This is a genomic window from Pseudoalteromonas sp. MMG007, assembly GCF_018100985.1.
Classification (GTDB): Bacteria; Pseudomonadota; Gammaproteobacteria; order Enterobacterales; family Alteromonadaceae; genus Pseudoalteromonas.
Window position 1 is genome coordinate 760,068 of sequence record NZ_JAGJEI010000001.1, and the last position, 18,799, is coordinate 778,866.

The window sequence follows — 18,799 nt, forward strand, 5'->3', positions numbered from 1 at the left end:
CGGTGAACTCAGGTTTTATTAATCGCTTAGTCGGAACGAGTATAGTGGTGATCGCAGCAATTGTGTTTATCCCTAATATTCTAGATGGCGAAAAAGTACACTATAAAGAAGGCTTCAAAGCTATTCCAGATAGCCCTGAGTTCAAAACAATCGATCTTCAACAATCAATCGACGACAAAGTAGCTGATGCAGAGCCGCTAAAGCCAGATGAAATAGAAGATATAACCGCCGATGATAATATTTTAAAGCAGCAACCAGAGGCTACAGAGAGCGATTATGCGCAGCAGCCCAAGCTTGTAGAAGCGACTATAGAGCCAAAAGAGCAGCCAAAAGTTAAAAAAGTTACGCCTGTTAAAGCGAAGCCGATTGCGCCTCGTAAAAGTGATGAAAACTTGACGAGTATGGCCTATGTTATCCAACTAGGTAGCTTTTCTCATGTTGCTAATGTTAAAGCGCTTCAGGCTAAATTAAAGGCTCAAGGTTTTAAAACATTTACTAAGCCTATAAAAACCCCGAATGGCACACTCACAAAAGTATTTGTTGGGCCATCGCTTAATAAAGCAGAGCTACAAAAACAGCTCCCTGAGCTGAAAAAGCTTACCAAACTAAATGGTAAAGTGACTCAATACGAAGTGACAAAATAATATTTTAAAAGGCTCATTTAATGAGCCTTTTTTATTTTTAGACAATTATTTTTTTTAATGCTTCATTGCACTTTGTGTGTATTTTTATATGTTAAATATTTGTATTAATGTCAACATGGTTATCTCCCGTTTAAACTTGCATATAAACGATGTTTGGGTATAGAATGCGCCCCAAATTAGCGACTAATTGGTTCTTATGATCTGGGTTGATTACGCCATTCTTGGCATCATTGCACTGTCTACCATCATCGGTTTAATACGCGGCTTTGTAAAAGAAGCAATGTCATTAGCGGTATGGGCTGGCGCCTTTATCATCTCTAGTTTATTTTACCAATATTTAGCTTCCTTCCTAACAACCATTTCTGAACCCCTTTTAAGAAATGCGGCGGCCATAGCCATATTATTCTTTGCGACGCTACTGTTAGGCGGTTTACTAAACTATATTTTAGGTGAGCTTGTACATCGTACTGGTTTATCGGGTACCGACCGTGTTTTTGGCATAGTGTTTGGTGCTCTACGAGGCGTGTTGGTCGTGAGCGCGTTACTCTTCTTTCTTGATGCTTTTACTGGTGCACCTAGCACGCACTGGTGGGGCAATTCTATTTTGATTCCAGAATTTGGCTTTGTTGTTGAATGGTTCTTTTCGTACCTCGAAAACAACTCTAGCTTTCTAAATTCAGTAAACCGTTAATCGGCGAGGATAAATTACATGTGTGGTATCGTTGGAATAGTCGGAACGTCTCCTGTAAATCAGGCGTTATATGATGGCTTAACCGTTTTGCAGCACCGAGGCCAAGATGCCGCGGGCATTATTACCATAGAAAACAATACGTTTAGCTTACGCAAAGCAAATGGACTTGTGAAAGATGCATTTCACACCCGTCATATGAAGCGACTACAAGGTACAATTGGTATTGGCCATGTGCGTTATCCAACTGCAGGTTCTTCTAGTTCGTCTGAAGCACAGCCTTTTTATGTTAACTCACCATTTGGTATTGCTCTTGCTCATAACGGCAACCTAACTAATGCTGAAGCGCTAAAAGAGCAGCTATTCTCAGAAGCGCGTCGTCATGTAAATACAACGTCTGATTCAGAGATTTTACTTAACATCATGGCACATGAGCTAAGTAAGTCTGATAAATTACATTTAGATCCTGAAGATATTTTTACAGCAGTGACCGAAGTAAACAACAAAGTAAGTGGTGGTTATGCAGCAATTGCAATGATTATCGGCCACGGCATTGTTGCTTTTCGTGATCCGAACGGCATTCGCCCATTAGTATTTGGTAAACGTGAGACTGAAAAAGGCACTGAGTACATGTTCGCCTCAGAAAGCGTTGCGTTAAAACCAGATGGCTTTGAATTTATTCGTGATGTAGCACCTGGTGAAGCTATTTATGTTACAGAGTCGGGTGAGTTTCATTCGTTAGGCTGTGCAGAAAGTGTTTCATATTCTCCGTGTATTTTTGAATTTGTTTATTTTGCTCGTCCTGACTCTACTATTGATCGCATGTCTGTTTATGCAACACGTGTAAATATGGGGACTAAGCTAGGTGAAAAAATTGCGCGAGAATGGGCTGATAAAGACATTGATGTAGTTATTCCAATCCCTGAAACATCGTGTGATGTGGCACTAGAAATCGCTCGTGTGCTTGATTTACCTTATCGCCAAGGTTTTGTAAAAAACCGTTATATTGGTCGTACGTTTATCATGCCAGGCCAAGAAATGCGCAAAAAATCAGTGCGCCAAAAACTAAACGCTATTGACCGTGAATTTAAAGGTAAAAATGTACTTTTAGTTGATGACTCAATAGTACGTGGTACTACATCGGCACAAATTGTTGAAATGGCACGTGAATCGGGCGCTAAAAACGTATACTTTGCATCGGCAGCACCTGAAATTCGCTTCCCTAATGTGTATGGTATTGATATGCCATCGGCAGCTGAGCTTATTGCTCATGGCCGTGAAGTAGAAGATATTAATACGAGCATTAGCGCAGATGGTTTGATTTTCCAGTCATTAAACGATTTAATCGCCGCAGTAAGTCAAGAAAATCCTGAAATTACAAAGTTCGAAACATCTGTTTTTGATGGCCAATACATCACTGGCGATATAGATCAGGATTACTTAAACAGAATAGATAAATTAAGAAATGACTCAGCAAAAAGCACACGCGAAAACGCTATGTCTGCTAATTTAGAAATTCATAACCAAGATGAAAATGAATCTGATTAATGTATGATTTGAATCATCAGGTATAAAAAAAGGAGCTAAATAGCTCCTTTTTTGCGAAGGAAAGAAGGGAACACTTCTATCAAACAACACATATTGATTGGGTTATGTGAACATCGGGCTTACAATCCCATTTGTCCAAAGCATTGCTGTTATTGCTAAAATTATTACCAGCAGAATCAATCCACAGGTCACCACTGAGCTTGCGTAAATAAATCCCCGTTCTTGAGGTATGTGCATCAAAATAGGCACTCCTGTATATAGTAAATAAACAGAGTAAGCCAAAGCTAGTATTCCTACACATACCACAAACCAAAGCTCAGGCCAAAATGCGCCAAGCGCTGACATAAATACAGGGGTTGCTGTATAAGCTGCAAGCTCTAATGTTTGAGTAAATGTTGGTTTAGCGCCAAACGTTATAGCCATCCAATGGGCTAAATAGGCAAGTGCAAAAACACCTGCAATTAATGCAACGTACATCGCAGCAGCAATGAGTAGGGCACTATCATGAGTTAAAAAAACTGGGGTACCAGTACCTATACTCCATCCTAAATATACAGATGAGTAATACCCCATAATGGAGGGAAATAAAGCAATAAGCAGTATATGCGATAAACTGTAAGTTAAACTTTCGTGACGGTTATCTATTGTTTGCCATTCTTCGAGTGGGTGGGCATAAATGCCCCAAAGGTGATTCAGTATCATAGCGGTACTCCATAAAAGGGACGTATTACTGTTGGTTTTAATTGTTTATAGTTAGTTTGTTTTTTATACAGTATCTATATTTATGGTTTAGTTCATAAACAAAGTCAAGTTAACTCGTTATTAACATTTTGATTGGCTTGTTTTATCACGTTTTATTCTTAGTTATTTTTCGTGTTAAAATGCATTTTTATTTTTTGAAGTAACGAGCAGCAACGTGTCACACAGCGAACTTTTAGCACCTATTAATAATTTTTTATTGTGCGAAACTCCCAATGAATGGGTTATTGAGGCAGTAAAAAAAGAAAACTTATCGGTGATATTAATTGATCACTTAATTTGTGAGCTTAATGATAATGTGTGCATATATAAATTCAGTGAGTAATTGCTATGTCAGACGATAAATTATCTGGTAACGTATATTTATACCAGCGCTTTAGTTCTCAAGCCCAAGAAGGGAACAGCTCTTTGTATAGACAAGGGGAGGCACAAAGAGAGTGGTTACGTAGTCACCCGAACTGCGTGGTGGTTGAGCTTGAAGGTAAGCCTCTCATTGATGCAGGTGTATCAGCATTTTCGGGCAAGCATTTAAGTTCGGGTTCTTTGGGGAGGCTTGTTGCTGCGATAGAGTCAAAGGTAGTTCCTAAAGGCTCGATTATTCTTGTTGAGCACTTTTCTAGATTGTCTCGAATGACGATTACTGAAACGGAAAAGTTACTTGATAAAATTTGGGATCATGATGTTTCTATTGTTACAGCAAGAGATCAAAGTGTTTACTCCCCAAGTAAACGTAATGACTTAGCAACACGTATGCGTTTAATTGTTGAGATTGATAAAGCTCATTCAGATTCTAAATGGCGTTCAGAAAAAGTAAAAAGTTCTTGGAGTCGACGAAAATATAACGCCAAAGAAAATAAAATACCCCCTAAGATGCGGATGCCTTTTTGGCTAGACCAAAAAGGCAAGTTAAATGAATACGCGGATGTGGTGCGAGATATTTTTAAATTGCATGCTGAAGGACTTGGTCAAGTTTTGATTGAAAGAGCACTGAGAAAAAAATACGGTAAAATAAAGCCACTGAAAAATATCAATCCGACAAAAATTATCAGAATAATTCAAAACCCTAAGTGCATAGGTTTAGTTTACAATGAGAAGCTTTACGAATCGGTTGTAAGTGATAAAGATTTTTATAATTCTCAGCGGATATGTAAAGAACGACTGTTTACGAGCGTTAGACCTGACAGGAAGTGGCCCTTACATGGCTTGGTTAAGTGTGGGCATTGTGGTTCAGGTATGAGTATCCAGCAATCAGCAGAGTCATTACCGTTGCTTCGATGTAGTAGAAAACAGAGATCAGGGGGAGAAAGTTGTGATGCACCGACAACATTTCCTTATGTTGTAGCTTATCATTTCTTTTTTGCTTATGTTGAGCCCTTGATACTTGCTAAAATTAGCGGTGCAAAACGAAGCTCTACCAGTCATGAGAAAAAAGCGAAACTAACTTATGAATTAAAAGGGCTTCAGACAAAATTGGCTGACCTGAAAGATCATTATAAAAATAGTGAAAAAAAATCAGGAACAATATTTGGTTTGATGGAAGAGTTAGATGATGAAATAAATGATATTGTTAGCCAGCTAGCTGAAATACAAGCCGAAATTGAAACAAAACTTAATGTAGCTTCAATATCTAAAAAAATAGTCGATTTATCACATACCGACCCTTTAAATTATAATCTTGAATTAAATCGGATAGGCAATAAGATAATTTTAAAAAATAAGGAATTATCTTTTAGCTTAGAAGAGGATAACGTTGTAGCTAGGTTCAAATTTAGCCAATATGATCGAAAACGCAAAGCCTACCAATGTGTTTTTTATGGTTCAAAAGAGTATTATAGAGAAAGTGAATATGTCACTGAGGTGCGCACATCTGATTGGGATATCGATAGGTTAATGAACCCTCACAAAATCAGGGGATCTACTTTTGAAATTGCAGCTCGAGTCATGTATTACCATAAGATACATTCAGAAAGTGGCTATTTAGATATATTATTAAAAGATGATTAGTAATGAACTCAAATGAAATTAATAAACTCTTAGAACCAATAAATAGTTTCTTGCAGTGTAATACCCCTAAGCAATGGGTTGAAAAAGCAAAAAAACATGAGAGTCTCGACATAGTACTTTTAGACCACCTCGTGTGTGAATTAAAAGCAGCTCAATCAGCAATGTTTCTAATTCGTAAGTATGCCGTTGATAAAGATAGTGGTGATGCTTTACTCGAGTGGTTAAAACCTTTTGAAGCTCTGATATACAAAAGAGAAGGGGACTGGCGCAACCTTAGCGATAAGAATAAATTGTCTAAGTCGATGATCCCAAAATCAGATACTCTCTATGGCCAAGACTTAATTAATAAAATGGTGATGCTAATAAAAGAAGAGCTCCATCATTTTTATCAAGTACTCGAAATTATGGATGAGTATGGCGTTGAATATAGAAGCATCACTCCATGTCGTTATGCTAAAGGCATGTTACGCCATGTCAAATCGTATGAGCCAGATGCTTTAGTCGATAAACTTATTATTGGTGCTTATATTGAGGCACGCTCATGTGAGCGTTTTGCAAAACTGGCACCGCATGTAGATAAACGCTTAGGTGACTTTTACATATCGTTATTGCGTTCAGAAGCGCGTCATTATCAAGATTACTTGCTCCTTGCTCAAGACATTGCTGATTTTGATATTACCGAGCGAATCAAATTTTTTGGTGGCATAGAAGCTGAGCTAATTTTATCACCAGATAAAGACTTCAAGTTTCATAGTGGTGTGCCTACACTTTCATAATGGTTTAACCTGCAAAGTTAGCGTTTCACCATCTGAGTTTAAGATAGCTTTCATTAACAATTGTATCTTATTAATAAAAAACATGGGTTTTTAAGCCCATGTTTAATAAAATAATTAATCTATTGTAGTAAGTCTCCGATTACTCTACCACCAATAAGATTGTTCGACTATTTGATAAAAGCCCGTTAAGTCGCGTTCGTTCATTTTCAGGCGGTTAGCAAGCATTTTTCGACCCTCTCGATCTAAAAAGCTAGAAAGCATAAGTGCTTCGCGGTTAGTTTTAGCTTTTTCAAAGTAGCTTAACTTATCAGTGACATAATGCTTATCTAAGCCCTTGTCTTCTTCCAATACAGCTTTTACTTGGCGGGTAACATGTAACTTCATTAAATTGCTTTCCTTAGCATTTAGTTGATAAAAAGGTGTTATTTAAATAACACCATTGTTTGAGTTTCTGATTATAGCCGATTTTTTTACTCGGAACCTGAGAGGTTAAATAATTTTATTTGTTTAGTTACTTCATGGAATTTAATTTAATCGCTAAGACAATAATTCTAAATGCGTGAGCTCATCTTAAATATAGTATTTTTTTCCAAAAGAGCGATTTTTCTTCTTAAGTCAGATACCCCCAGAGTTTTAGCTAGTTTCAGTTCCTTTTTTATAAATAACAGGCTTTGCTGAGCAGAGCTGAGTCTATTAAGGGCTGTCTTGTACTCAATTTGGGTTTGTTCCAATTTATTTTTTACCTCACTTAAGTCGTTTTTAAGGTTTTTAAATTCACTATAGTGCTGGTGTGTAGCCTTACTATTTTTTATACCTCGTGTAAATCCGTATTTTTTTGCCACTTTTTCGTAAAACTCTGTTTGTAATTCGCTAAGTCTCCCTCGAGCTCCACCTATAATAGCTCGGCTATTTAACTTAGAGTCTATTTTGGGCATTATAATATAATGAGCGTGCGTGCCGCTCTCGTCGTAATGTATTGATAAACAAAGGATATTTTTGTAATCTCCCCCATGTAATTTAACAAGCCAGTGTGCAGCATCAGTGAAATATGCTATTTGCTGTTTTTTTGTCAATTTATTCATATGATCTGGAGAGCCTGTGATGATTGCTTCATGAGCTAGTACAGCATTCTTACGCACTTTTATACCCTCTAAAGCACTCTCAAACCGGCTCATACAGACTTCAATAGTGTTTAACCCTTTCGCTTGGATATTATAATGAGATAGCTCAGTGTTTACGTTTGGAGGGTTTACCAGTCGCAAATTATGAGCAAGGGCAGCACGTAACTGTCTTTGCAAATTAATTTTTTTTATCCTGAAGATAGCTTTATTGTTGCCTGTATCAATCATTGCCTAATCCTTAGCCAATTTTTTAAATGTGGATGCATTTTCAAAATTGTCTATAGACAATTTTGAACACAATTGTAAATTGTGCACCCACTCCACATTTTGGCAAGAGTAACGCTACGCAACTCAGCCAAAATGTCGCTTCGCGGTGGGTTAACACTTTTCAGGGCAAACACCCATTGAATCTAATGGCCCCCCATGCTCGTCTTTTATAGCAGTTGCGCTTTCATTTGTTAGTGTGTTTTCTTTAGTCGATGGGCAGGCTCTTTTAGAAAATTTAATTTTCTTTTTATGAGCATTTGCCTCGAAAGCTATTTTATCTTTCGAAGATGGGGGGCTAATAGAACCCCATATGGACTCTTCTTCCCAGAAGATAGCTTTTGCCTCTTCTAAGGAAACAGGCAAGACTTTCAGACTTGCATCTCCTGTTATAGCCCCTGTATTTTCGTCGAAGATAAACTCCTTAGATTCCATAACTGTTAAGTCTACGCTTAACATGCAGCTCTCCTTTTCTAGGGTTACAGTAAGATTAATGGTGTCATCAATTTTAACTGAAAATACATTATCTAGGTTTGCAACAATTGAGATGAATTCAATTTCAATATAAACGTTACTCATAAACTTTATTCCTTGTTTTGATTATTACTATCGTAACGTATTTGGGGTAACTCGACGCCAATCGATAAAAATAAATATTGCTAATTTTATATCTATTTTGTTTATTATTGATTTTAGGCGTTTATAAATAATTTTCTTAATAAATAATAATTAATTTAAGGGTAAAAATAACGAGTAGTGCCATTTATGTTAAGATATTAACTTGTCATAACGGAATATGAGAAAATAATATGGATATGGATATGGATATGGATATGGATATGGATATGGATATGGATATGGATATGGATATGTGTTCTGGTCAACTCCAGCCGGACACTTTTCCTAAAGAATTTTCATACTCTACTGGTGACTGATCGTTATTAGCTGAGTGCAGTCTTTCCAGATTGTAATACTTCATATATTCTGCAACATCATTTTTCATGTGCTCACGCGTTAGTTGAGCCACTTTTAGTAACCAATCATGTTTCAAGCTACCAAAGAACCTTTCAACAACAGCATTATCCCAACACGCTCCCACATCACCCATGCTTGCTCTAACACTATAACTCCTAAGTAATTGCCGATATTGCTTGCTTGTATATTGTGAGCCCCTGTCGCTGTGAAATACTAATCCTTTGGGCGGTTGCCGTAAGTTATATGCTTTTATCATTGCTTTACTGACCAAATCAGTCGTCATGCGTTTATCAATATGCCAACCAACAATGCGACGAGAATATAAGTCCATAACAATGGCTAGATACATCCAGCCTTCGCCAGTTCTTAAGTATGTCACATCGCCTGCCCAAATTTGATTCGGTGCTACCGGATTAAAGTTCTGATTAAGCAAATTATCCGCAACTGCATCTGAGTGCTTACGTTTAGTTGTCACTCTATAAGCCACACGTTGTTTAACAACTAAATTGAGCTTTGCCATTAACTTTCTAGTCTTGTAGCGCGTTATTTTAAAACCTTCTTTACGTAAGTTCTTACATAACTCACGGTAGCCTAAGCTTGCTCTGCTGCGCTTAAACAATGCTTTTGCTCTTCTGTAAAGATGTAGCTCTTCTGCCGGTATAAGCTTTGCTGGACGTGCCAACCACGCGTAATAGCTTGAGCGATTTACCTTCATAGCAGAGCATAATTTCATAACGCAATAAGCTTGGCTATTCTCTTTGATGAACTGATACTTTACTTCATTTCTCTCGCAAAGAAGGCGCTGGCCTTTTTTAAGATCTCTTTCTCCGTTTTGAGATCTTTCACTTCTTTTCTCAGGCGTTTTAGCTCGGCTCGCTCATCTTCATTGAGTGAATTGCCAGCTTGTTGCCCTTCAAGTTTAGCTTTCCAGTTATAAATAAGTTTGGTGGTGATCCCCAGAGAGGCTGCGGCCTCTGAAACTGAATAGCCTTGTTCTGTTACAAGAGCGACTGCTTCTTGCTTAAATTCAGTTGTATAAGATTTATTTTTACGTTTTGTCATTTAACACCTCAATATTAGAACATTGTCCATTATTAAAGTGTCCGGCTCAATTAAACCAGTTCAATTTAAATAGGTTCTATAGCCTATGCAGGGATAAAACAATAATGTTTGAACAAACTTTTAAAAACATCGACGACATTTTCCATAAAGACTCAGGCTGTTCCAGCGAACTAGACTACACCGAGCAATCGTCGTGGATGCTATTTTTAAAATACCTTGATGATTTAGAGTTTACTAAGTCTCAAGAAGCCGAGCTAATGGCAGAAGACTACCAATATATTATTGATGAAGAATACCGTTGGAGTTCGTGGGCTGCACCGAAAACCGCTAAAGGTGAGTTTGATCACGACAAGGCCTTAACCGGTAGCGACTTAATGGATTTTGTCGATGGCGAGTTATTTCCTTACCTTAAAGGTTTTAAACTACGTGCCAACGGCCCTGACACCATTGAATACAAGATTGGTGAGATATTTAGCGAGATCAAAAACAAAATTCAAAGTGGTTATTCATTGCGTGATGCGCTAGAGAAAGTAGATGAATTACGTTTTCGCTCACAAGAAGAAAAACATGAGCTTTCACACCTGTACGAAGTAAAAATTAAAAACATGGGCAACGCTGGTCGCAACGGTGGCGAATATTACACACCACGCCCATTAATCCGCGCCATGATAGACGTATTACAGCCACACATTGGCGAAACCATATACGACGGTGCAGCAGGGTCGGCAGGCTTCTTGTGTGAAGCCTACGATTACCTACGCCAAGGTGGTGCAAGTCGCAAGCAGCTTTCAACCAGCGACTTAAAAACCCTGCAAGAACACACCTTTTATGCCAAAGAGAAAAAGTCTTTAGCGTACGTTATCGCCATTATGAACATGATTCTACATGGCATTGAAGCACCTAACGTTATTCACACCAATACACTGGCTGAAAACTTACAAGACATTACTCCAAGCAACCAGCACGATATTGTATTAGCTAACCCGCCGTTTGGTGGTAAAGAGCGTAAAGAAGTTCAGCAAAACTTCCCGATTAAAACCGGTGAAACCGCCTTCTTGTTTTTGCAGCACTTTATAAAAATGCTCAAGCCTGGTGGCCGTGCCGCTATTGTTATTAAAAACACCTTCTTATCCAATACCGATAACGCCGCCATAGCACTGCGCAAAGAGCTATTAGAAAACTGCAACTTGCACACCGTACTCGATTGCCCAGCCAAAACCTTTTTAGGCGCTGGGGTAAAAACCGTAGTGTTGTTTTTTACCAAAGGGGAACCAACACAAAAAACATGGTTCTATCAGCTAGACCCTGGCCGTAGTTTGGGTAAAACCAACCCGCTCAACGACAACGACTTAAAAGAATTTATCGAGTTACAAAAAGGCTTTGAGGACAGTGCTAAGTCTTGGTCATTAGCGATAACTGATATTGACGAAACAACATGGGACTTATCAGTTAAAAACCCGAATCAAGCTGAAGAAGCGCCCCTGCGTGAACCGAAAGACATTATCGAAGAAATCATCGCGCTGGATAAAGAGAGCGAAGCGATTCTGGGAAAGATTCAGGAGTTGTTGTGATGGAATGGCCTCTCGTTCGTCTGGATAGCTTATATAATATAGCTCGTGGTGGCTCGCCAAGACCTATAAAAAAATTCATCACAGATGATCCAAATGGTATTAACTGGATTAAAATTGGTGATGCTACTGCAAGTGGCAAGTATATATTTGAAACTAAGGAAAAAATAATACCTGAGGGAATACAGCGATCACGCTTTGTGAAAAAAGGTGATTTCATCCTTTCAAACTCGATGAGTTTTGGGCGGCCATATATTATGGGTACAACTGGTTGTATTCACGATGGGTGGTTAGTGCTCAGTGCAAAAGATGACAGTATCGACCAAGATTTTCTTTATCATATTCTAGGCTCCCCTTTAGTTTTTCAGCAGTTTGATTCTTTAGCCGCAGGTTCAACAGTCAGAAACCTAAATATAGATTTGGTTAGTGGTGTTAAAATGCCACTACTTCCTCTAAAAGAACAAAAACGCATCGTCGCCATTCTCGACCAAGCCTTTGCCGATATAGAACAAGCCCGCGCCAAGACTGAGCAAAACCTCAAAAACGCCCGTGAGTTGTTTGAAAGCAAAAAAGTGAACTTATTTGAAAAGCTCAGTATTAAGGCAAATTTAATGCCACTTCCTTCAGTATGTAACAATATATTTGCAGGAGGCGATGCTCCTAAGAAGGGATTATACTCAAAAGAAAAAACAGAAACCTTTTGCATACCTATTTACGCGAATGCGGTTAAGCAAAATGGTTTGTATGGATATACTGATTACTCTAGAGCCAATGAGCCATCAATAACGATCTCAGCTAGAGGGAGTGGCACTGGTCATATCGAACTGAGAAAAGAGCCATTTTTACCAATAGTAAGGTTAATTGTTTTAACCCCTAATAAAGATATTGTTGATCTTGAATTTTTAAAACATGCATTGCAAACTTTAGATATTTTAAGAAGTGGCTCCGCAATCCCTCAATTAACAGTTCCAATGATAAAAGAATATTCGATTCCAGTGCCTAGCTTAGATGTCCAGCAAACTACTGTGGATGAGCTGGAGTTACTTAAAGAATCTATCGGTAGAGTAGAAAGGGTATATAAAGAAAAAACTATTTTATTAGAAGAACTCAAAAAATCTATCCTGCAAAAAGCCTTCTCAGGTGAGCTAAGTAAAGAAAAAGAAGGAGCAGTGGCCTAATGTCACAAGCAAGGACGCGTAACGAAGCCGACACAAGAGCGGATTTAATCGACCCTAAATTAGTCGCTGCGGGTTGGGGTGAAGTTGATAACAGCTTTATTCGCCGCGAGCTTATTTGCCCAGGCCAAATTATGGCCGGTGGCAAACGCGCTAATAAAGTGCCTTGTGATTATGTGCTGGTGTATAAAGGCCGTAAGCTTGCCGCAGTAGAAGCAAAAAAAGAAAGCCTTACTTATAGCGAAGGTGTGCGCCAAGCGAAAGACTATGCACAACGCCTGCAATGCCGTATTGCTTATGCCACTAACGGCCATGATATTTACCAGATTGATATGCTCACTGGCGTTGAGACGCTGGTAGATGAATACTTATCACCGCAAGCGCTCTGGGATTTAACCTTTGAGCAAAAAGGGGATACACCAGAAGCGGATTTTACGACTGCTTGGCGTGATGCGTTTTCTACCATTCCCTTTGAAGCCAAAGGTGATTGGGCACCGCGTTATTATCAAGAGAATGCCATTCATAATGCGCTAGAAGCCATTGCTCAAGGAAAAGATCGCATACTGCTGACACTGGCTACCGGTACAGGTAAAACCTGTATTAGCTTTCAAACAGCGTGGAAGTTATTTCAAACCCGATGGAGTTTAACCGCGCAGAAAGATATAAACCTTGCTAAAAAGCGCCCACGTATTTTGTTTTTGGCCGATCGTAATATTTTAGCCAATCAGGCATTTAACGATTTTGGCTCATTTGGTGAAGACGCCATTGTTCGTATTACCCCTGATGATATTCGTAAACGAGGCGGCGTTCCTAAAAATGCCAGTGTGTTTTTTACTATTTTTCATACGCTAATGTGTGGGCCTAAAACCGAATTAAAAGAAACCACAACAGAAGAAGATGAAAATGCTCCAATTAAAAAGGCAGAGAATCCGTATTTCGAGCAATACCCAACTGATTTTTTTGATCTAATTATTATTGATGAGTGTCACCGTGGTGGCGCAAATGATGAAAGTGCTTGGCGTGATATTCTTAATTATTTTGCTCCTGCTGTGCAACTGGGTTTAACCGCAACTCCTAAGCGCACCGATAACGCTGATACCTATGGTTATTTTGGCGAACCAGTTTACAGCTATACCCTAAAAGAAGGCATTAACGATGGCTTTTTAACGCCATTTAAAGTGTTACCGATTGTTGGCACTATGGATGAGTACAAGTACATAGAGGGGGATGGTGTTGTTGTAAAAGGCGATCCAGAGCCTGGTAAACTGTATAAAGAAGGTGACTTTAACCGCATTATTACCATACCTCAGCGCGAAGAGCGCCGTGTACACTATTGGATGGATCGCTTTAATCCTAAAGAAAAAACCATCGTGTTTTGTGCAACACAAGTCCATGCCGGTATGGTGCGCGATTTTATTAATCAGTACGCAGTAAAAAAAGGTTGGACTACCAACACTAACTATTGTGTTCGTGTTACCGCTAATGATGGTGTAGCGGGTGAAAACGATTTAAAAACCTTTTGTGATAACGAAAAAACTATTCCGACAATTCTAACTACATCACGCAAACTCTCTACCGGCGTTGATGCGCGTAACGTACGTAACATTGTGCTCATGCGCCCTTGTAATAATATGATTGAGTTTAAGCAGATCATAGGGCGAGGCACTCGTACATACGATGGCAAAGACTACTTTACCATTTACGACTTTGTAAAAGCGCACCATAACTTTGCCGACCCTGCTTGGGATGGCGAGCCAATACCCAACGAAGTATGCCCTGAGTGCGGCACAACGCCGTGCCAATGTGAAGACACTGGCGGCGATGGAGCCGGTGAGAAGAAACCGTGTAAGGTGTGTGAACAAAAGCCATGTGTTTGCGAAAAGCCAGAGCCAGAAGGCTGCGAAAAATGTGGCGAAAGACCATGTGTATGTGAAAAGCTCGAAATAAAGCTCTCAGACGGCCGTACACGGCAAATTAAACATATTTCTTCAGCAATGTACTGGAGTGCTGAAGGTAAGCCCATTACAGCTAAAGAGTTTGTTGAACGTATGTTTGACGACTTACCACGCTTTTTTGAAAACGAAGATCAACTACGCGAAATTTGGAGCGACCCAACCACCCGCGAAAAGCTATTAGAAGACTTAACTGAAGCGGGTTACGATAGCGAAAAACTCGATAGTATGAAGGCGGTAATTGATGCACAAGATAGTGATGTATACGATGTTTTATCGTATGTGGCTTATGCAGCTGAGGCTCGAACACGCACTGAGCGAGCCCAACAAGCAAAACCTAAAATAAACTCTGCATTTACTGACTATAAACAACAAGAGTTTATAAACTTCATATTAAGTAAATATATTGAAGACGGCGTTCAAGAACTGGCTCCTAAAAAAATGCGAAGTTTAGTAGAGCTTAAATACAACACCATTAATGATGCAGCGATTGAGTTTGGCTCACCAGTTGCGATACGCGACACATTTATAGGTTTTCAGAAGTATTTGTATGCAAGGTGAATAGGAATTTCGCGAGTTATATTAAAGATGTCGATAATATCAAAATATAGATCTAATTAGAGAATTATGATGAAGCGTACTGTTATTGGAATAAAAAAAGATATCTTTGAATATTATTCTAAAGGGAAAAGCATAAACGACTTATTTCACCTACTAGCGAAACATGAATTCAGGTTAGCTAAAACTGAGAAGAAAGCTCTTAAAGTAGCTTATGAAAATAAAGAAAATTTTAGTGCTTTCAAGAAGTTTTTAAATATTGTTGATTTTAATAAAGCTAAACAGGCTTATGCCGAGCATAAAGGAAAAAAGAATAATAAAACTAAAAGAAAAATTAACCCTGGTCCATCTTTTAATGTCGAGCGATACCTTTTAGAAAAGCAGAGTACGGAAATACCTTTAGATCTCGATGATGATTTTGCTTTATCAATGAGCTCAAATGATCTTTACGAAACAATAGATACGCCAAATAAAGAGACTACTGCTACCCAAGTAAAAAATAACCTGCCACTGCACCTATATGTGTTTGACCCTGAAGATGTAACTGAGCTTACTTTAGAGGAGGTAGAGTTAGTTTGGCATCACAGGTTAAAGTTATGTGGTACAAAAGAAGCAGCGGCAGAAATATTGGCTATTAAGAATGTAAATGATGGTAATATTAAGAACTATAAGGGTTGGGAAAGCTATTTAAATCATGATTTAATCAGTGAGTTTGAAAGAAAGTTAAAGGATATTGAGTTAGCAGAAAATCCTCAAAATGATCAGATAATCACAATCAATCCGTTTCACAGAAAAAAATATAATAGATCTGAAGTTGTGCAGCTTCCTTTAAAGCGTATTTTAAAATTATGGGAAGAGCGCAATTACTCATTTTCTTCAATATCTGCGGCATGTGAAGCATTAGCTATTATTAGAAAATCTACAAAAATTGATAGCCAGAAAAAACACTGGAAAGCCTTTTTAGAACACCCCCAAATTCTTGATTTAGATTTTGACATTGATGAAGAAGATACTGATAAGTTAACAGAAAATGTTCACGCAAAAATAGATGATAAAGAGCAAGTGAGCCTACATGCGTTAACAGAAGATAACAGGGATAGAGTCAGTAGGAGCCAAGTTACAAGGGTTGGCCAGCAGGGATTTAGATCATTAACTCTTGATAACTTTTATTCAAAATGTGCCGTATCAGGATGTGCTGAGCTGGCTTTGTTAGAAGCTGCCCATATTATTCCTTACAAAGGAGAACAATCTAATCTGTTGCAAAATGGACTATGTCTCAGAGTCGATATACATCGACTATTTGACAGGTTTTTAATATCAATCGAGCCGCAGACTTTGAAAATAATCGTTTCTGATAAAGTCAGAGATAAATACTATAGGGGTTTGAAAGGCAACAGTTTAGGTCAATCTAAAAGCAATATTTCAAAATCATTACTAAAAAAACATTTCTATCAATTCACTAAGGCGAATACTAGATAGATTCCACGCGCTTTTAAAATTGTTTACTTTCTACTAACTCTATGCGGTTATTGGGCTCAATGTTATCCTCAGCTTAAAATTTAAAACTATGTTAGAATAAAATTTTATTTTATAAGCTTTTTTATTTGACGTGTTTGAGTATTCACAAACCGAAATATTCTTAATTTTTGGTACGCGTTTATAAACAATGTAGCAAGGCACTGTCTGAATGATTTAAGTTATTTGTAACACTTAATTTAAAAGCTGAAGATAATTTGCAAGATTTAATTAATAAAAATAGAGTTAGACTAGAACAATTTTTATTAAACAGGATTACTTTCTGATTGTAACCAGAGTAATTTATATAGGGTAACCTGTTTAAAGTTAAAGAAATTTATTTATTAAAGAGATCATATGAACCTCAATTGTGTACCAAGCTTTAGATGGACTTTCTTAGTCATAATGTTATTACCTTTTTTATCTCAAGGGGAAACTCATAAAGTTCATGAAATAGAGACAAATGTTAAGTCACTTTCAGAAAAGGTAACCGCAATAGATAAACTAAATACAGAGCGCTTTAATCAGCAGAGTGGAAGTAATCTAAAGGTATACGAAATAGCTATAAACTCAATTAAAGATACTTCTAAAGCGGCGATCGATTCCAGTAATAAATCAATTGAAACAATTAAATATGTCATTTACTTGAGTGTTAGTTTAATTTCGGTCTTAGTCGGGTTTGGTGTGTTTTTCGGCTACAGCGATAGGAAAAAGCTTTTGGAAGAGCATACTAAGTACGTAGAAGAGTCCAAAGCTAAAATTGACGAACTGTCTAAGGCTACAGAAAATATTATGAGTAAAGTACCAGCTCACTGTGTTGATTTAGCTCTTCTTAAAAATGAGTTAAAAGAATATACAGAAAAATATTTAGAGTCAGGTTCAATCAAACATAGCTATTTAAACAGTGAGGTGCGACATAGAGACAAAGAAAATTTACTCCATATAAGTAGAACTGCTGTGATAGTTGCTAAAGATATCGGTGATTTGAGGAGCATATCTTGGATATATTCAGAAATGGCCATTTTACACTATTACGATGGACGGTATAATGATGCGTTACTTTTACAAGAAATGGCTGCTGACCCTAAATATAATCTAATTCTCGCTGTGGATAGATTCTATAATTTATCGTGCTACGCATCATGTTTGTATGATGTCACTAGAAAGCAAGGACATTTGAAAAAAGCTAAGGATGCCTTTAATGCCGTTTATGAAATAGAACCTAGTAAAGCTCAGCAGCTTAGATTTGACCCTGATATGAGAGCAGTGAGCTCTCACTTAGATTAATGTACTGGTTTAATGATCATTTCGCTTCTCCTAATGGGATTTTAAAGCTGAATTAAATTTCTTTTACATTCCCTTAGCTGAATTGCCAACTAATTAAAAATTACTGCACTCGGCACACATACATAATTATATAGATACCTAAGCCGTAATTCAATCTTATTCATCTCATATACCTAGTTACGCAGTCCTTAAATTAGTAGAAACATCCTAACTAGCTGTGTTAGTTATATTTATTTTTATATGCACATATTTACATTTAGTGAGTTAAAAGCAGCGCAAAGTGCGATGTTTTTAATTCGTAAATATGCTGTAGATAAAGAAAGTAGCGATGCTTTGCTTGAGTGGCTTAAGCCTTTTGAAACGCTTATTTATAAGCGTGAAGGTAATTGGCGAGATCTGGCTGCAAAAAATAAACTCACCAAGTCTATTATTCCTAAATCGAACTCTCCTTACGGACAAGACTTGATAGATAAAATGGTGATGCTTATAAAAGAAGAGCTGCATCATTTTTATCAAGTGCTCGAAATAATGGATGAGTATGGGATTGAGTATCAAAGTATTACGCCATGTCGATACGCTAAAGGTATGCTACGCAACGTAAAAACATTTGAGCCATATGCTTTAGTCGATAAATTAATTGTAGGTGCCTACATAGAAGCACGCTCTTGTGAGCGTTTTGCAAAGCTTGCTCCGCATGTAGATAAACGCTTAGGTGATTTTTATATTTCATTGCTTCGCTCTGAAGCGCGTCATTACCAAGATTATTTAACACTAGCGCAAGAGATTGCCGATTTTGACATTACAGAGCGCGTAGATTTTTTTGCAAAGATAGAAGCTGATCTAATCCAATCTCCAGATGATGATTTTAAGTTTCATAGTGGTGCGCCAACACCCAATAGCTAA

15 protein-coding genes and 2 pseudogenes are annotated in these 18,799 nt (G+C 37.9%); 12 read left to right on the forward strand and 5 right to left on the reverse strand.

The window, feature by feature from the left end; translation table 11 throughout:
* The first annotated feature begins 2 nt into the window (after window positions 1-2).
* From J8L71_RS03620 to purF, 3 genes are all read left to right on the forward strand, one after another.
* Window positions 3-644 carry an SPOR domain-containing protein gene (locus J8L71_RS03620; RefSeq protein WP_210999300.1) on the forward strand — a complete coding sequence of 214 codons (642 nt, stop codon included), beginning with the start codon at window positions 3-5 and terminating at the stop codon, window positions 642-644.
* 196 nt (window positions 645-840) lie between these two features.
* On the forward strand, window positions 841-1,335 hold the full coding sequence (locus J8L71_RS03625; RefSeq protein ID WP_058548420.1) for a CvpA family protein: 495 nt from the start codon (window positions 841-843) through the stop codon (window positions 1,333-1,335).
* A gap of 18 nt (window positions 1,336-1,353) precedes the next feature.
* Entirely contained in the window at window positions 1,354-2,880 is a 1,527-nt protein-coding gene (gene purF / locus J8L71_RS03630; RefSeq protein ID WP_210999301.1) for an amidophosphoribosyltransferase, read from the forward strand.
* A 102-nt stretch (window positions 2,881-2,982) separates the two neighbouring features.
* Here the strand turns inward: purF and J8L71_RS03635 are convergent, their stop codons facing one another.
* Window positions 2,983-3,582: a Yip1 family protein gene (locus tag J8L71_RS03635; RefSeq protein ID WP_210999302.1), complete on the reverse strand. Its 600-nt coding sequence runs from the start codon at window positions 3,580-3,582 to the stop codon at window positions 2,983-2,985.
* Window positions 3,583-3,796: 214 nt separating this feature from the next.
* On the opposite strand from J8L71_RS03635, the pseudogene miaE (J8L71_RS03640) reads away from it, so the two are divergent.
* The 3 genes and pseudogenes from miaE (J8L71_RS03640) to miaE (J8L71_RS03650) form a co-directional block, all read left to right on the forward strand.
* Window positions 3,797-3,928 (forward strand): annotated as a pseudogene (gene miaE, locus J8L71_RS03640) (tRNA isopentenyl-2-thiomethyl-A-37 hydroxylase MiaE); the annotation flags it as partial.
* A gap of 41 nt (window positions 3,929-3,969) precedes the next feature.
* Window positions 3,970-5,643, forward strand: coding sequence for a recombinase family protein (locus J8L71_RS03645; RefSeq protein WP_210999303.1), 1,674 nt, complete (start codon window positions 3,970-3,972; stop codon window positions 5,641-5,643).
* Window positions 5,644-5,645: 2 nt separating this feature from the next.
* A complete protein-coding gene (gene miaE / locus J8L71_RS03650) occupies window positions 5,646-6,419 on the forward strand; it encodes a tRNA isopentenyl-2-thiomethyl-A-37 hydroxylase MiaE (protein WP_210999304.1) in 774 nt (257 codons plus the stop codon).
* Window positions 6,420-6,563: 144 nt separating this feature from the next.
* On the opposite strand, the gene J8L71_RS03655 is transcribed toward miaE (J8L71_RS03650), so the two are convergent.
* The 4 genes from J8L71_RS03655 to J8L71_RS03670 form a co-directional block, all read right to left on the reverse strand.
* On the reverse strand, window positions 6,564-6,803 hold the full coding sequence (locus tag J8L71_RS03655) for a hypothetical protein (protein WP_210999305.1): 240 nt from the start codon (window positions 6,801-6,803) through the stop codon (window positions 6,564-6,566).
* A 167-nt stretch (window positions 6,804-6,970) separates the two neighbouring features.
* Complete coding sequence (mobV, locus tag J8L71_RS03660) at window positions 6,971-7,768, reverse strand: MobV family relaxase (RefSeq protein WP_210999306.1); 798 nt, start codon at window positions 7,766-7,768, stop codon at window positions 6,971-6,973.
* Between the two features lie 150 nt (window positions 7,769-7,918).
* Window positions 7,919-8,383, reverse strand: coding sequence for a hypothetical protein (locus J8L71_RS03665; protein WP_210999307.1), 465 nt, complete (start codon window positions 8,381-8,383; stop codon window positions 7,919-7,921).
* A 301-nt stretch (window positions 8,384-8,684) separates the two neighbouring features.
* Window positions 8,685-9,841 (reverse strand): IS3 family transposase gene (locus tag J8L71_RS03670; protein WP_210999308.1). Its coding sequence is split into 2 segments (ribosomal slippage): window positions 8,685-9,598 and window positions 9,598-9,841, totalling 1,158 coding nucleotides; the frame shifts between segments, so codons are not numbered across the junction.
* Between the two features lie 104 nt (window positions 9,842-9,945).
* Here J8L71_RS03670 and J8L71_RS03675 point away from each other — a divergent pair.
* The 6 genes and pseudogenes from J8L71_RS03675 to miaE (J8L71_RS03700) all read left to right on the forward strand — a co-directional run.
* Window positions 9,946-11,412, forward strand: coding sequence for an N-6 DNA methylase (locus tag J8L71_RS03675; protein ID WP_210999309.1), 1,467 nt, complete (start codon window positions 9,946-9,948; stop codon window positions 11,410-11,412).
* Window positions 11,412-12,587, forward strand: a complete 1,176-nt coding sequence (locus J8L71_RS03680; RefSeq protein WP_247655191.1) for a restriction endonuclease subunit S — start codon at window positions 11,412-11,414, stop codon at window positions 12,585-12,587. Before J8L71_RS03675 ends, J8L71_RS03680 begins: the two co-directional genes overlap by 1 nt.
* A complete protein-coding gene (locus tag J8L71_RS03685; RefSeq protein WP_210999311.1) occupies window positions 12,587-15,097 on the forward strand; it encodes a type I restriction endonuclease subunit R in 2,511 nt (836 codons plus the stop codon). The genes J8L71_RS03680 and J8L71_RS03685 overlap by 1 nt, the downstream gene beginning before the upstream one ends.
* Before the next feature lie 66 nt (window positions 15,098-15,163).
* Entirely contained in the window at window positions 15,164-16,573 is a 1,410-nt protein-coding gene (locus J8L71_RS03690) for an HNH endonuclease (RefSeq protein ID WP_210999312.1), read from the forward strand.
* Between the two features lie 393 nt (window positions 16,574-16,966).
* Window positions 16,967-17,896 carry a hypothetical protein gene (locus J8L71_RS03695; protein WP_210999313.1) on the forward strand — a complete coding sequence of 310 codons (930 nt, stop codon included), beginning with the start codon at window positions 16,967-16,969 and terminating at the stop codon, window positions 17,894-17,896.
* 261 nt (window positions 17,897-18,157) lie between these two features.
* Window positions 18,158-18,799, forward strand: a pseudogene (gene miaE / locus J8L71_RS03700) (tRNA isopentenyl-2-thiomethyl-A-37 hydroxylase MiaE); the annotation flags it as partial.

Coding starts and splice junctions, on each gene's coding strand:
- J8L71_RS03685 (WP_210999311.1), top strand. CDS start 12,587: ATGTCACAAGCAAGGACGCGTAACGAAGCCGACACAAGAGCGGATTTA.
- mobV (WP_210999306.1), bottom strand. CDS start 7,768: ATGATTGATACAGGCAACAATAAAGCTATCTTCAGGATAAAAAAAATT.
- J8L71_RS03680 (WP_247655191.1), top strand. CDS start 11,412: ATGGAATGGCCTCTCGTTCGTCTGGATAGCTTATATAATATAGCTCGT.
- J8L71_RS03655 (WP_210999305.1), bottom strand. CDS start 6,803: ATGAAGTTACATGTTACCCGCCAAGTAAAAGCTGTATTGGAAGAAGAC.
- J8L71_RS03625 (WP_058548420.1), top strand. CDS start 841: ATGATCTGGGTTGATTACGCCATTCTTGGCATCATTGCACTGTCTACC.
- J8L71_RS03665 (WP_210999307.1), bottom strand. CDS start 8,383: ATGAGTAACGTTTATATTGAAATTGAATTCATCTCAATTGTTGCAAAC.
- J8L71_RS03645 (WP_210999303.1), top strand. CDS start 3,970: ATGTCAGACGATAAATTATCTGGTAACGTATATTTATACCAGCGCTTT.
- J8L71_RS03675 (WP_210999309.1), top strand. CDS start 9,946: ATGTTTGAACAAACTTTTAAAAACATCGACGACATTTTCCATAAAGAC.
- purF (WP_210999301.1), top strand. CDS start 1,354: ATGTGTGGTATCGTTGGAATAGTCGGAACGTCTCCTGTAAATCAGGCG.
- J8L71_RS03690 (WP_210999312.1), top strand. CDS start 15,164: ATGATGAAGCGTACTGTTATTGGAATAAAAAAAGATATCTTTGAATAT.
- J8L71_RS03695 (WP_210999313.1), top strand. CDS start 16,967: ATGAACCTCAATTGTGTACCAAGCTTTAGATGGACTTTCTTAGTCATA.
- miaE (WP_210999304.1), top strand. CDS start 5,646: ATGAACTCAAATGAAATTAATAAACTCTTAGAACCAATAAATAGTTTC.
- J8L71_RS03635 (WP_210999302.1), bottom strand. CDS start 3,582: ATGATACTGAATCACCTTTGGGGCATTTATGCCCACCCACTCGAAGAA.